The sequence below is a fragment of the Bacillus sp. DJP31 genome (assembly GCF_049310945.1).
GTDB lineage: Bacteria > Bacillota > Bacilli > Bacillales > SA4 > Bacillus_BS.
The window spans coordinates 78183-92201 of sequence record NZ_JBMERO010000004.1 but is presented as its reverse complement, the minus strand read 5'-3'; the positions used below and the strand labels follow the sequence as shown (position 1 = coordinate 92201).

Below are 14019 nucleotides of genomic sequence, written 5' to 3'. Positions count from 1 at the left end.
AATGGAAAACGATTAAAATGCCTTATATCTCCATTGGATTATAAAGTTTCACTTCAGGATTTTTCTCCTGAAACCATCTTAGAGCAAAGTCATTTTCAAATAAAAAGGCTCTTTTATCAAAACGATCTCTAACGAGTAAGCTTCTAGAACTAGATAAATTTTCAGAAACCTGGTCATTGTCAGTCCATCTTGCTAATTTAGACCCCATCTGTTGAAGGGTAATATCTACGTTGTACTCACCTTTCATCCGGTGCTCAAACACTTCAAATTGAAGTTGTCCAACGGCTCCCAAAATATATTCTTCAAGGTGAACAGAACGGAATAGTTGAATCGCTCCTTCTTGAACTAACTGTGTTAAACCTTTTTGAAATTGCTTTTGTTTCATCACGTTTTTAGCTGTTACCTTTACATACAATTCTGGGGTGAACTGGGGTAGACGATCAAATTGAAATAAATCCTTACCTTCCACAAGGGTGTCCCCGATTTGGTAGGTTCCTGAATCATATAAACCAATAATGTCTCCAGCGACTGCCTCATCAACGATTTGACGATCATCCGCCATAAATTGTGTAGACTGTGATAATTTCACTTGTTTGCCTGTTCGTGAAATAGAAACACTCATTCCTCTTTCAAATTTCCCTGAACAAATACGCAAGAAAGCAATTCGGTCACGATGGGCTGGATTCATGTTTGCTTGAATCTTAAAGATAAATCCAGAGAATGGTGTAGTAACCGGATCGATTTCGCCATCACTAGAATGACGTGGCTGTGGTGAAGGTGCTAGGTCCACATAAGTATCTAAGAATGATTGAACACCAAAATTAGTTAATCCACTGCCAAAAAAGACCGGAGTAAGATCTCCTCTTTGCACTCTTTCAAGCGAGAAGTCATTGCCTGCTTCTCTTAGAAGTTCAATTTCCTCTAAGCATTTCGTATACAATCCAGATTGCACAATAGGTTTATCAGACGGTGCCTCCCCGTTTTCATCTAATGGAATATAACGGTCTTTTTCGTCCACTCTCACTTGTTCAATACGATTGTAGTAACGGTCGTATACACCTAAAAACTCTTTTCCCATTCCGATTGGCCAGTTCATAGGATAGGATTCGATACCGAGAACTTCTTCTAGTTCAGCTAGAAGTTCTAAGGGATCCTTACCTACACGGTCTAGCTTATTCATAAATGTGAAAATGGGTATGCCGCGCTTTCGACATACTTGGAACAGTTTAATCGTTTGGTCTTCAATCCCTTTTGTGGAATCAATAACCATCACTGCACTATCTACAGCAGTTAGCGTTCGATACGTGTCCTCACTAAAATCTTGATGACCAGGAGTATCTAATATATTTATGCTTCGATTTTTGTACTCAAATTGCATTACACTTGATGTGACAGAAATCCCACGTTGTTTCTCAATTTCCATCCAGTCAGAAGTTGCAAACTTTCCTGTTTTCTTCCCTTTTACCGTACCAACATCTCGTATGACACCACCGTAAAGTAGTAGCTGTTCTGTAAGTGTTGTTTTCCCAGCATCTGGGTGAGATATGATGGCGAATGTCTTACGCGATAAAATTTTATCTTTTAACAGATCTGTTTTCATGCCGTCCCTCTTTTTGCTGAATTTTTAAAATCAGATAGATTATAGTACTGAAAATATTTCCAAAAGTCAATATTTATAGGCTAAATGTCAATATAACATAAAAAGATAGGTTCATGTTGAAAACCTATCTTCATCTTATGTATCATACGGCTTCAAAGTAACTTTTATAAAAGCCTCCGACCATACCGGTGTTATCTACGACAAAATAAAACTCTTCCGTTTCGTTAATTACATCGTAAATAGTCCCTGAGGTTAGCACATTCTCAACCATATATTTTTCAGCATTCGTATGAACACACTTTACTTTCTTTGTTGTGATCTTTTCTTTCCAGGATAAATGGATCATCATTTCTCTCCTTTTACTCATTATTACCTTTCATCATACACAAAAACGATTCATTTTGTAATAGCTTTCTTGGTGTCAACGAGTAATTTTATGTTATGATAGTACGTAATTAGAATAAAATAAGAATACCATAGATGTTGTAGCATCTATGGCCCTACAATATTCGGTACTCAAAAAGGATCGTCCATTTTATGGTAATTAAAAATTAAATTAAAATAGACCTCACCCTTACTTTACGGTTAAGGGAGGTCTATTTTTTTTGGTTGTTGTTTTGGTTGTTGAAGTTTAATATCGCAACAACTAAACACGCAAACGAAAACATAACAACTAAGTTTTCGAACATCGTCATAGGCATCACCCCCTTTCTTAGCTGGGGTTAGCCGACCGCCCTTGGAGAACGTGAATATTGTATATCCTTTATATCACAGTAGTATAAGGAACACATCTTCCATTGACAAAGATAGGACATGTTAACTACTTCATTTTTTTAACTGAAATGGCTTGTGTCATTTTACTTATCTTAAATTGATTGATTTCGTCCCCATTTAATAAACCTAATTGGATTGCCGCCTCAATTTTTTGCCCATCAGCCTTCTTAACATATTGAATACATTCCGCTAAGTTTACTTGCTCAAGATGTTCCACTGTTTTTTCATCGTCAAACCCTTCAGAAACCCGAATCTGCCTTTGCACAAAGTAATCGCCAACTTTTACTTCCCCTTTTGCATTCGGGCCACTTGTTTCATCGAAGTATAAATGGAACACATGTTTGATCTTGTCCATTTCTTCTTTTGCCTCTTTTGCAATTTTGTTCAAATAGACATACTTTTCTAAAATTCCTTCTGAGATTTTACCTTCCCACTCTTGATTCGTCATCCAATTCCCTCCTCACATACCTGCTTCATCATATGAGGTAGATGACGAAATCATTCGATTTATATTATTTGAATCAACTTTAAAAAAAGACCGGAATGTATATCCGGTCAATGCTTTAACGGGGTCTAGCTTTTTCAACCTTCTTATTTTTATCTACAGTTCGCTCTTGTGCCATTTCAGTATCTGTAATCGCATTCGCACTTTGTAGACCGCCCTTGGTTTTTCGATTTCGTTTTGTCATGTTCTTACCCTCCTTTGAACGTTCACCATTAGTATGATTCGCATTCAAAAAAATTATAACGGTGCGAAAAAAGTAAAGGTTTCAAAATGGAGGTTCATTGTTTTAGTATTTTCCCTTCATCCAAGAGGATTGTCCAGCTCTCACCATGATTTGATGTGGTCCAGACACTTCCATTCATGGTACTAATGCTCATTTTTCCTTCGTCAAGTGGATTTACTGCAATGAATATGAATTCATCATCTTCATCTATAGGTGGAAGATTAATCGTTTGAGCATCATCAGACTCTAGTGATTGTTCTAAGAGCTTTAGTTGACCATTCATTTCTATAACATAAAGGATCGCATCGTCTTTAATAAATTGAGAAGTCACTGGCGTTGCATCGGAAACAAGTGAAAATGAATTCCCCCTATCATGAGAAAGAAATAAGCCCTCTGGTGTCGATATCCCTATTATCTTATCAAGCTTTGGGTGGACAGAAAAAGTATGTGCCGACGTTTGAGGAAGTCCTCCAAGCTTACTATTTGTCCAAGTAACCCCTGAATCATCACTATAAAATAAGCCACTGCCGATCTGACTGTTTGGCTGCTCGTTTAGAACATAGATTTTTTCAGTAAAATAACTTGCCGACATGAAATGAAGATCTGACTCTCCCATAAAGTTTAACTGTTTCAAAGTTTGACCAAGGTCCTCACTTTTTAAAAGCCCCAAAGGGTTACTTAAATCAGATCCTACTTCTGGATGCCCACTACTGTAAAAGCCTAAAGCTGTTGCCTGAAATCCCATATAATCATGGTTGTTAGCAATGGTTTCAAACCATTTTCCATTAGAAAATATTTTTAATCCATGGTGTGTCGCTAAAAAAAGAGCTTCCTGATTTGTTGGATAACCAATACCATGGATATGTGTGATCAAGTTTCCTTTTAATGGCTGATAAAATTCATGATTCGCGTAATCCGTGCTTCCAGATGCTTTTGTTGCAGTCGGTTCCGGAGTCTCCGCTGATTCTTTTGCACTTTCATTTACGTTATTATTTAAACTAGATATGTTAGTACAACCCGTTAAAAGTAGTATAAAACTAAATAAGCTAACAAAATATTTCAATTCAAACACTCCAAGTACCTGTGATTAGTTTCTTCCGTCATCTATTATTTCATAGAAGATACTATTAAACAATTTCCTAAGCAAAAAGAAAAGACATCAAAAAAGATGCCTACACGAACTTTCACTTGGTTAAGTTGACGAATCTTGATTCTGCAATAAGGGACCCTGATTTGACACTTTATAATGCCTTAGGGCAAAGAAGATAATGATTCCAACTGACAGTGTTCCAAACACTACCACCATAAATTGAAAACCAATTGTATCTAAGAATAACCCTGTTGCAAGGAGAACGACTTGGAACATCACTCGATCTAGCATGCTCTTAAACGAGAAGAATCGACCGTGGAAGTCTTTTGGAACACCCGTTTGAAAGATGGTAGCCGTAATCGGGAAGAAGAATCCAAGTGCAAATCCAAAAACACCAAAGGATAGAAGGGAAAGAACTTTAATTTCTGAAAAATAAAGTGACAAGTGAGCAACTGCAACTACCGTTGTAAAAATAAACATTAACAATGTAGGGTCATACTTATCAGCTACCCTTTTTACTAAGAATGCTCCTAGCATAAAACAAATTCCCTCGACTGTATAAATTAGCCCCTTGATGGTCGAGTCATTTTGCAATTCACTTACTTCTATAACCATAAGATTGAACCCGCCTATAAACAACATCGGGATCATTGTTAAAATAAGTGCCGTCATTGCAACTGGAAGGCCTTTTAAAATAGGAAAAACTTCTTTAAAGCTTGCAGGTTTTTTGTTTTTATTATCAGAATTCTTTGGTTTATCTTCATCTATTCTCAATAAAAATGTTGTCAGGAGTAAAAGCCCATAAGCCAAAAAAGAAGCCATATACAATGAAAATAAGCTAATCACAGCGAGCATTGCTCCAGCTAGTGCCGTTCCAATGATTCGTGAAATCGTGGCAACGTTTAAATGAGCACCATTCATCTGAAGCAAATCCTTTTCAGCAACAACCCTTGGAACAAGGGCTTGAAGAGCCGGAAAGTAAAAAGCAGCAGATAATTGAATCGCAATCATAAAGCAAACCATCCACCAAACAGATTCGAACTCTATCGCTAAAAACATAAATAAAACGCTTAACAATCTCCCGATACCCGCATAGATCATTACTTTTTTCTTACTAGAAGAGTCAATTAATCTACCTGCAAGTGGACCGACTATTACACCCGCTAACAAGCCTGTAAATAAGATTAATGACTTAAAAAAATCTGAAGGTACATGTTTCTGTAAAAATTCAAGATTTCCAATTATACCTGTCCATAATCCAATGCCAGCAATCAATTCACCACTTAGAAGGATCCAAACATTTCTGTTTTTCCACATATTTAGTTCTCCGTTCACTAAAGTTGTTATCCTACTAAATATACCATTGCTGAATTTATTTCGCTACACGAAATTTTTTTGTTTAGCTTGTTTTTTTATGAATTGGAAGAGACACCTCGAAAGTTGAACCTTCATTAAGTTTAGACGTAATATTGATATTTCCAAGATGATGTTCCACGATCTTAAAGCAAATGGTTAAACCTAGGCCTGTTCCTTCGTCCTTCGTTGTGAAGAAGGGTTGACCTATATTCTTCAGCAAGTCTTCTTTCATTCCAATACCCTGATCTTGAACAAAAATAGACACATACTGGTCATCCTGTTTTACATGGACAATAACCGTTCCACCGCTCGGCATAGCTTCTATTCCATTCTTGATTAAATTAATAAAGACTTGCTTTATTTGGTTTTCTTCACAATAGAGCCATATTTCCTGATCGTCATATTCCTTCAAAATGGTAATATTATATAAAATAGCATTTGAATTTAATAAAGTAATAACATGGTCAAGAATTTCTTTAAGGTTGCATTCTTTCTGAAGAACGGCTTGAGGCTTTGCAAGCACAAGTAATTCACTCAAAATTAATTCAATTCGCTTAATTTCAGAAAAAATGATATCGTAGTAATTTCGATTTTCTGTTGATTGGGAATGCATGAGCTGTAAAAAACCATTTATGCTAGTAAGTGGATTTCTAACTTCATGTGCTATACCTGCAGCAAGTTGAGCAACGACAGATAACCGATCAGATTGTTGCGCTAATAAGTGGTTCACCTGAATAAGCTCTTTCTCACTAGTCTTTCTTTCTGTAACATCTGACATAATTCCAGTAGCACCTAAAAATGCACCATTTGGACTAAAGGATAATTTAACGAACATTTCGGCCCAAACAAACCCACCACCGCTTGTTCTAATACGGCATTCATAACGAAACTCCGAGCGAATCAACTCAATGTTTCTAGTAAACATTTGCAAAAAAGAAGGATGATCTTCGTGAAATATATAAGCTTCAAGAGAAGTCCCAATGCTTCTTCCGAGATGATATCCTGAAAAAGTAGCCCAAGCTGGATTCAAGACAGTAAAGGCTAACTCCTTATCCGTTTGAAAAACAACCTCACTTAAATTATTTAATACCGCCTGTGTGTTCCCTAAAAGCAATTTGAAATTTTCCTTACTTTTCTTCAAATGATTATTTAGATCTTTCGTTCTGTCATAATAGGCTGATAAAAACCAAGCGGCCATCAGCATGAATATAGAAAATAAGATATCTAATCCCCAGTTTATCGGGTATTGGTTAATGCCGTAATAAAGTGTATTCCAAATAATCATAGCAAGCAAAACGGTTGTAATAGCAATGATTCTTCCTCGATATCTCTTCATTTCGTCCACTCAATTCTCTATTTTCTTCTTGTCTACTAGTATAAATTCGACTTTTATATTGAAATTCCTTCTAGGTATAAAGTTTGCTTAGATTACTATTTTTTTTTCATATGCTATAATTCAATTTGCTACGTTGGGTTAGGAGGGAACAAAATGTACGAGACAGACAGCATGAAAGAAAAAACATTTTTATTTCTTAAACTATTACTTCCACTTTTAGTGACACAACTAGGACTTTTTGCAATGAATTTTCTAGACATGATCATGTCTGGACATGCTGGCTCCCATGACCTTGCAGGTGTTGCCATCGGTTCAAGCCTTTGGGTCCCCGTCTTTACTGGATTAAGTGGCATACTACTTGCCGTTACCCCTATCATTGCTCAGCTTATTGGGGCAAATAAGAAGGAAAAAATATCTTTCACAGTCGTTCAAGGTGTCTATCTAGCCGTTGTACTTTGTATAGCTGTTTTTATCATAGGCTTACTTTTTCTTAAGCCACTATTAAATGGAATGGATTTAGAGCCGCAAGTCCGTGAAATAGCCTTTCATTATTTAAAAGCTTTATCATTTGGAATGATTCCACTTTTTATTTATTCTGTTCTTCGTTGCTTTATGGATGCTCTAGGTCAAACACGTGTAACAATGTTTATTACGTTAATTGCGCTCCCCATTAATGCACTGTTTAATTATCTCCTTATATTTGGGGTTTTTGGTTTCCCTAGGTTAGGTGGAGTTGGAGCAGGTTATGCAACAGCAATTACATATTGGTGTATAGCAGGAATTGCCAGTTGGTATATTCTTAAAAGGAGTCCATTCTCACAGTATCATATATTTAGTAGACTTTACCGGATCTCCGTTACTAAATGGAAAGAAATCTTACTAATTGGAGTTCCAATTGGTTTTGCTATATTCTTTGAAACAAGCATTTTTGCAGCGGTCACACTTCTAATGAGCGGCTATAGTACAGCTACAATTGCAGCCCATCAAATCGCTTTAAACTTTGCTTCTTTTCTATATATGATTCCATTAAGTATCGCGATGGCACTAACGATTTCTGTAGGTTTTGAGGTTGGAGCTAAACGTACATATGATGCAAAGCAGTATAGCTATCTTGGTATTGGGTTAGCCATAGGGTTCGCTGTTTTTACCGGGATTATCTTACTACTTTTCAATGATGTGATAGCCACTATTTATAGTAAAGATGAAACTGTTTTAGTATTAGCCCAGCATTTTCTATTTTACGCAATCTTCTTCCAACTGTCGGATGCAATCGGGGCGCCCATTCAAGGTGCACTTCGAGGCTATAAAGATGTAAATGTCACTTTGGGGCTTTCATTTATTTCGTTTTGGGTAATCGGGCTTCCTTCCGGCTACTTATTTTCAGTCTATACTTCATTTGGCGCATTTGGATATTGGATTGGACTGAGTGCCGGCTTAACTGTTGGGGCAATCCTTCTATTTGCGAGATTGTTTTATATTCAAAGAAGGTTTGAGAAAGTTGCTAGTTTATAGATTAGTGCACGAATAACAACTTGAAGTTTCTTTCAAGCTCTTTGATGTCTCATAAATATCCTTGTTCAAATTAAGTACTTGATTTTACACTACGAATACTTTAGTTTTTAAATACTCTTGCTTATTTATTTGTAGCCCCTTAGGTTACCGGCCTCTCCCTTTTCGTGATTCAAGGGCATCAACATTATTGGTGTCATTAACCTTTAAAATGTCGGATAATCCTTAATATAACAACAAAATGACGTGTGCCAATTTACACGTCATTTTGTTGTTCATTTTATTGGTCAGCTTCAATAAACGGAATCCTTTAGTAAATAGACCCAAGCTGTTATGTCATTTGTTATTTAATTTTATTAAAGATTCCTTATAAATGCTATTTCTTCTTTATGGTTATCCCCAGGTGTTTCTAATATGAAAAGTAAATGGCTCATCTCTTTAGAGGTTATGAGCTCGGTGATGAAATCAACCTTGATTTTTCCCGTCATAATGTTTGCGTGACGGTCGATCCCTAACCCACTTTCATATTTAGAATTGTTCAAATGGATTACCTTTAAATGTTCAAAATAGCCTAGATTCAGTCCCTTTTCCATAAACTCTTTACTGTTTTCTCCTATCCACAAGCTACTTGCAAAAGCATGACATGTATCAAAACAAAACCCGATTTTCTCCGGATGCTCACAAAGATTTCGAATTTGGACTTGCTCCTCTAGGGTAGTACCCATTGTTCCTGGTATTCCTGCTATATTTTCTATTAGTAAGAGTGCGTTTCCAGACCATTTTTTCAAAACTTCATTTAATACAGAAATCATAAGCTCATAACCTATTAAAGGGTTATTTACATCAACTTGATTTCCAAAATGAACGACAACCCCTAATGACCCACACGCTTCAGCAATTTCTAAGTCATTAAGTAAGGAACGAACAGTCAGGTCTCTCTTGGATTCAGCTGGGGTAAGACTTGTTGGATACGGAGTGTGTGCAACTGAAACTATTTTATTGTCTAAACAAAATTCTTTACACAATAAGGCATCCTGTTTGTTAAAATCTTTAATTAGTAGACTTCGAGGATTTTTTGGGAAGTATTGATACGCTGTTGCACAAAAATTTTGTGCTGACTTTGCAGCACCTAAATATCCATCACTAATGCTAACATGGCAACCAGCTAACAAATTCTATTCCCCCTTTAAAAGTTGTTACCTTAGATTTTTCCCTTTCCATTATATTTATTCTCTGGATAATTTTCATTGAATTGGAAAAAAGTATAGTGTAGGAGGGATACATAGATGGAAGTTTTTAAAGTTATTCAGTACTTCTGTACGGTTGTCGGTGTTGGTTGCTTAGGATTCACCTACTATATCATGGGTAAAAAAGACACGAAAAAAGATGAGAACCAATCCTAATCCTTGGTTCCCATCTTTTTTATGGTTAGTCTATTCAAGAGTTGGGTAAACAACATCACTTTTTTTCACAATGAAGGAAGTGCCTCCCGCACAGCCTAAAGCAAGATATTCATCCTGCTCATCTGAAATAAAACAAGTTTGATTTGCCTCATTTTTTTCAGCCTCAACGGTACTTAGCTCCGTCACTAAGTCCACTTTATATACATTGGTTCCTTCTTTAACCATAACAGGGCTCTTTACGAACTCTTGTTTCTCAAGTGTATAAAGTTCGGAATCCTCTTCCTTAATCCAGCCTTTCATATTCGTAGGTGAATCGAATACAGGGATTGTGACATGAAGCCACACTTCTCCATTAACCTCAACAAAATCTTGGATTTCTACAACAGTATTTGGACTAATGGTATTCAGGGATTGCGAGTCTACCTGAGGTAAAATTAATAAGGGAAGCTCTTTAAGGACAAATCTTCTTTTTTCAAGTGGTTCAAGGTAATTGAATGAAAGTGGTTCAACTACTTTTGTAACCAGGCTTACTTCTTGACGTAATTGTTGATTCTCTTCCGATAAAGCAACAACCCTAGCCTTTAATTGATCACGTTCAGCTTTCATACTTTCTAATTCAGTTGTATTTGAACAGCCAGAAACGAATATAAGACTTGCCACAAGTAAACTCATATACTTCCCTGAAAATCTCATAGGCCCCCCACTTTCAGCTAGGCAATTTCTCAATTGACCACTCCAAGAGATAGATATCTACTCATACTTACAACCTTAGTTACTTTGAAACCTCTTTAATCAATGAAACAACAGAGTCGATGGAAAAATCACCTTCGTACTTGTTCATTTTTGAGATATATTGTTCGCGTTTTTCAAAAATCGTTTGGATCGTAGTCATCAATTTGTCTTTTGTAAGTTGTTCTTCTTGTAAGACAGCTGCATATCCAGCCTTTCGAAAGGATTCAGCGTTAATAATCTGATCTCCTCTACTTTGTTCCTTTGTTAATGGAATCAACAGCATAGGCTTCTTTAGAGCAAGGAATTCAAAAATGGAATTAGAGCCTGCTCTCGTTATAACTATGTCAGTCATGGCCATAACATCAGGGAGTTCATCTGTTACGTATTCGACTTGCTTATAACCATGCTGGTGGAGGGAATGTTTGAGATTTCCTTTTCCACAAATATGGACAATTTGGAACATCTCAAGTAGATCCTTTAAATTTGCACGAATCATCTCATTTATTTTCTTCGAGCCTAAACTCCCACCCATAATGAGTAATACCTCTTTATTTCGTTGAAAATGATAATTTTTTAGTCCCTTTTCAACACTACCTTTATAAATTTCTTCTCTAACGACTGCACCTGTGTGAACGACTTTATCCTTTTGTTTTATGTAGTTAACTGTATCCTTAAACGTCACACAAACCTTCGTAGCAAAAGGAATCGCGAGTTTGTTTGCAAGTCCTGGAGTCACGTCTGACTCGTGAATAATGGATGGAATATTCCTAAGTCTACCTGCTAAGATGACAGGTACTGAAACAAATCCACCTTTTGAAAAAATAATATCCGGCTTTAGCTTTTTTAATAGTTTGTAAGCTTGGTGTGTACCTTTTAGCACTCTAAAAGGGTCTTTCATGTTTTTCCAATCAAAATACCTTCTTAATTTCCCTGTCGCAATTGGGTAATAGGTCACACCCTCAACTTTAGAAATTAGATCACGTTCAATCCCGTTTACTGAGCCAATATAGCTTATTTCCCATCCTTCTTTTTTAAAATAAGGAATGATGGCAAGATTTAAAACAACATGTCCAGCAGACCCACCGCCGGTAAAAACAATTCGTTTTCGCATGAGAACCCTCACTTTTCTTTTTTGTTAGTACGCTCTTGATGGCACTTAATTCTCGTGCTAAATTGTGAATTATTACGTCTATTTGAATGAATACATAATCGATTCTGAAATTTGATAATAGCCAATTTCTCTATAAATATGGTTAGAGGTTGGATTCGCTAGATCCGTGTAAAGGCTACAAAACTTGTAGCCTTCTTCTAAAAGATGCTTACTTAATGAAGCTACTAAGCTTGAAGCATATCCCATTCCCCTATATTCTTCGGGAGTGAAGACTAAGGTGACAACCACGCCATTATTTGTTGGTCTTGCTTCTTTTGCCATGGAAACGACAGAATTGTTCAGAGTCCATAGGTATATAGTTTGTGAGTTTACATCGTCTTCTGCCTTCTGCCTAGCAACTTCTGGTGTTAGTAAATCGGGTGTCACCTTCGCAAAATCATAGATCCATTGACTAATTGTATCTAGATCCTGAACTCCGGCAAGTCTCATTACCCCTGACCCAATCCGTTCTTCATTCACCACATCTAATTGATAGATTAATTGTTCCACATCTACAACTAATTTTTTTCCTGTTTTTTTTGTCCATACTGTTGCAAAGTCGTTTGCTAGTGTCCGTTCACCAACAATTCCCGGTATTGAAAGGTTTAGTTGAAGAAGTTCCGCGATAACATCCTCCAAAAATTCCTCACTAATAGGTCCGCCGCTAGCAATAATCAGGTTTTTATTTGGCGTTTTAATGAAAGCCATTCGCATTTCGTCCTCTAACTCAGCATACGCAAAGAAATAATTTTCAAGACCAGTTTCAGCTTTATGAGCTTGATACAGTAATCCAAGCATTAAATTGTTCTTTGCCTCATTTACTAGCAGCATGGACTCTGCCTTTTCAAGAAGTGCTGCTGGATGATTAACAACAGTTAGTAAGTTCATTTCTTTCCTCCATTATCTAAGCTATTTATTATAGAGGGTGTTCAAAAAGTCCGGCAAAAATAGCTTCAAATTTCTTCGTCAGCTCGTCTCTCCGCTCCTCACGTATACAAAACATACGCTCCGGTGCTCAAGACTTCGCTTCCTCGAACTTCTTTGCTCTTTTTGTCCTCCTTTTTGAACAGACTCTTATATTATAAAGTGAATCAAGGAATAAATGTTTAAGAAAAGTAGGAAAAATTACTAATTTACAAAATCATCTCAAAAAAAAAGCCCAAACTGGGCTTTAGGCTACTTCTCTATCCAGGTGTACATATAGTTTTTATCTTCAATCTCTTCGGCTTGCTTTACAACTTTTAGAGGTTTGAATGTATCAATCATGACCGCAAGCTCTAATGTTTCTTTCTTTCCAATGCTTGCTTCTGTTGTACCAGGGTGTGGGCCATGTGGGATACCGCTCGGATGTAGGGTAATGGATCCTCGTTTGATCCCTTTTCGACTCATAAAGTTACCCTCTACATAATAAAGAAGTTCATCACTATTCACATTGCTATGATTGTAAGGCGCAGGAATGGCTTCTGGATGGTAATCGTACATTCTTGGAACAAACGAACAGATCACGAAATTATGGCCTTCAAAGGTTTGGTGAACAGGTGGCGGCTGATGAATTCGACCTGTGACGGGTTCGAAGTCCTCAATATTAAACACCCAAGGATACAAATGCCCATCCCATCCGACTACATCAAGTGGATGATGACCAAGTATGTGTGAGTGAAGATAACCACGTGATTTTGTGACAACTTCGAATTCCCCTTTTTCACTGTACGTCTCTAAAACCTCTGGACCACGAATATCACGCTCACAAAATGGACTGTGCTCAAGAAGCTGACCATATTCATTTCGATAGTGACGAGGTGTAGTGATCTGGCTAAATGATTCAACGATCAAAAATTTCGTGTCGGTTGTTGGTATGACCCGATAAATTGTTCCAATTGGAAGAACGATATAATCACCCGGGCGATACGTTAATGAACCAAACATTGATTCTATTTTCCCTGTTCCATCATGAACAAATAATAATTCGTCCCCATCACCGTTACGGTAGAAGCTCGTCATCTCTTTTTTTACATTAGCTGTACCAATTAGTAGGTCACTGTTTCCAAGTGAATACTGTCGTGCATGAAGTGCATCACCAGTCTTTGTTATTTCTTCAGTTAGCAAGTGACGGTGTCTTAATGAATCTACTGTTTCATATTCAGGTAAATATGAACCTATTAATGTGGATTTAACTACTTCTGTCGGCAAAAAATGGTGATAGAGGATGGACTGTGTACCAGAAAACCCTTTCGTTCCCATCACTTGCTCACGGTATAAGTTCCCATCATCTTTTTTAAACATCGTATGACGTTTTTTTGGAATCTCTCCCATTTGTCTGTAAAACATCTTATTCACCTAC

Annotated in this window: 13 protein-coding genes; 1 reads left to right on the top strand and 12 read right to left on the bottom strand. The window is 36.9% G+C overall.

From position 1 onward, the window contains the following. Nucleotides 1-22: 22 nt before the first annotated feature. From ACOI1C_RS05930 to ACOI1C_RS05900, 7 genes are all read right to left on the bottom strand, one after another. Nucleotides 23-1600, bottom strand: a complete 1578-nt coding sequence (locus ACOI1C_RS05930; protein WP_422508952.1) for a peptide chain release factor 3 — start codon at nucleotides 1598-1600, stop codon at nucleotides 23-25. A 142-nt stretch (nucleotides 1601-1742) separates the two neighbouring features. Continuing rightward, nucleotides 1743-1946, bottom strand: coding sequence for a DUF6501 family protein (locus tag ACOI1C_RS05925; protein ID WP_422508950.1), 204 nt, complete (start codon nucleotides 1944-1946; stop codon nucleotides 1743-1745). 474 nt (nucleotides 1947-2420) lie between these two features. Next, the gene (locus ACOI1C_RS05920; protein ID WP_422508948.1) at nucleotides 2421-2822 is read right to left on the bottom strand and encodes a hypothetical protein; all 402 of its coding nucleotides are present in this window, start codon (nucleotides 2820-2822) and stop codon (nucleotides 2421-2423) included. A 115-nt stretch (nucleotides 2823-2937) separates the two neighbouring features. Next, entirely contained in the window at nucleotides 2938-3063 is a 126-nt protein-coding gene (locus ACOI1C_RS05915) for a hypothetical protein (RefSeq protein WP_422508946.1), read from the bottom strand. Between the two features lie 94 nt (nucleotides 3064-3157). Next, entirely contained in the window at nucleotides 3158-4165 is a 1008-nt protein-coding gene (locus ACOI1C_RS05910; protein WP_422508945.1) for a F510_1955 family glycosylhydrolase, read from the bottom strand. 129 nt (nucleotides 4166-4294) lie between these two features. Then, nucleotides 4295-5509, bottom strand: a complete 1215-nt coding sequence (locus ACOI1C_RS05905) for an MFS transporter (protein WP_422508943.1) — start codon at nucleotides 5507-5509, stop codon at nucleotides 4295-4297. 82 nt (nucleotides 5510-5591) lie between these two features. Continuing rightward, nucleotides 5592-6884, bottom strand: a complete 1293-nt coding sequence (locus ACOI1C_RS05900; protein ID WP_422508942.1) for an ATP-binding protein — start codon at nucleotides 6882-6884, stop codon at nucleotides 5592-5594. A 153-nt stretch (nucleotides 6885-7037) separates the two neighbouring features. Here ACOI1C_RS05900 and ACOI1C_RS05895 point away from each other — a divergent pair, with 153 nt between their 5' ends. Next, on the top strand, nucleotides 7038-8396 hold the full coding sequence (locus ACOI1C_RS05895) for an MATE family efflux transporter (RefSeq protein ID WP_422508941.1): 1359 nt from the start codon (nucleotides 7038-7040) through the stop codon (nucleotides 8394-8396). A gap of 353 nt (nucleotides 8397-8749) precedes the next feature. Here the strand turns inward: ACOI1C_RS05895 and ACOI1C_RS05890 are convergent, their stop codons facing one another. The 5 genes from ACOI1C_RS05890 to ACOI1C_RS05870 all read right to left on the bottom strand — a co-directional run bounded on the left by ACOI1C_RS05890 (nucleotide 8750) and on the right by ACOI1C_RS05870 (nucleotide 14006). Further along, the gene (locus ACOI1C_RS05890) at nucleotides 8750-9565 is read right to left on the bottom strand and encodes a deoxyribonuclease IV (protein WP_422508939.1); all 816 of its coding nucleotides are present in this window, start codon (nucleotides 9563-9565) and stop codon (nucleotides 8750-8752) included. 261 nt (nucleotides 9566-9826) lie between these two features. Then, nucleotides 9827-10489, bottom strand: a complete 663-nt coding sequence (locus ACOI1C_RS05885; RefSeq protein WP_422508937.1) for a hypothetical protein — start codon at nucleotides 10487-10489, stop codon at nucleotides 9827-9829. 79 nt (nucleotides 10490-10568) lie between these two features. Then, entirely contained in the window at nucleotides 10569-11639 is a 1071-nt protein-coding gene (locus ACOI1C_RS05880; protein ID WP_422508935.1) for an undecaprenyldiphospho-muramoylpentapeptide beta-N-acetylglucosaminyltransferase, read from the bottom strand. 78 nt (nucleotides 11640-11717) lie between these two features. Then, nucleotides 11718-12566, bottom strand: coding sequence for a GNAT family N-acetyltransferase (locus tag ACOI1C_RS05875; protein WP_422508933.1), 849 nt, complete (start codon nucleotides 12564-12566; stop codon nucleotides 11718-11720). A gap of 288 nt (nucleotides 12567-12854) precedes the next feature. Then, nucleotides 12855-14006, bottom strand: a complete 1152-nt coding sequence (locus tag ACOI1C_RS05870; RefSeq protein WP_422508931.1) for a homogentisate 1,2-dioxygenase — start codon at nucleotides 14004-14006, stop codon at nucleotides 12855-12857. Nucleotides 14007-14019: the final 13 nt, after the last annotated feature.

Bases quoted from the DNA above. Each gene is read 5' to 3' on its own strand.
- ACOI1C_RS05870 (WP_422508931.1), bottom strand. From the start codon at position 14,006: ATGTTTTACAGACAAATGGGAGAGATTCCAAAAAAACGTCATACGATG.
- ACOI1C_RS05925 (WP_422508950.1), bottom strand. From the start codon at position 1,946: ATGATCCATTTATCCTGGAAAGAAAAGATCACAACAAAGAAAGTAAAG.
- ACOI1C_RS05915 (WP_422508946.1), bottom strand. From the start codon at position 3,063: ATGACAAAACGAAATCGAAAAACCAAGGGCGGTCTACAAAGTGCGAAT.
- ACOI1C_RS05885 (WP_422508937.1), bottom strand. From the start codon at position 10,489: ATGAGATTTTCAGGGAAGTATATGAGTTTACTTGTGGCAAGTCTTATA.
- ACOI1C_RS05920 (WP_422508948.1), bottom strand. From the start codon at position 2,822: ATGACGAATCAAGAGTGGGAAGGTAAAATCTCAGAAGGAATTTTAGAA.
- ACOI1C_RS05905 (WP_422508943.1), bottom strand. From the start codon at position 5,509: ATGTGGAAAAACAGAAATGTTTGGATCCTTCTAAGTGGTGAATTGATT.
- ACOI1C_RS05930 (WP_422508952.1), bottom strand. From the start codon at position 1,600: ATGAAAACAGATCTGTTAAAAGATAAAATTTTATCGCGTAAGACATTC.
- ACOI1C_RS05900 (WP_422508942.1), bottom strand. From the start codon at position 6,884: ATGAAGAGATATCGAGGAAGAATCATTGCTATTACAACCGTTTTGCTT.
- ACOI1C_RS05880 (WP_422508935.1), bottom strand. From the start codon at position 11,639: ATGCGAAAACGAATTGTTTTTACCGGCGGTGGGTCTGCTGGACATGTT.
- ACOI1C_RS05875 (WP_422508933.1), bottom strand. From the start codon at position 12,566: ATGAACTTACTAACTGTTGTTAATCATCCAGCAGCACTTCTTGAAAAG.
- ACOI1C_RS05895 (WP_422508941.1), top strand. From the start codon at position 7,038: ATGTACGAGACAGACAGCATGAAAGAAAAAACATTTTTATTTCTTAAA.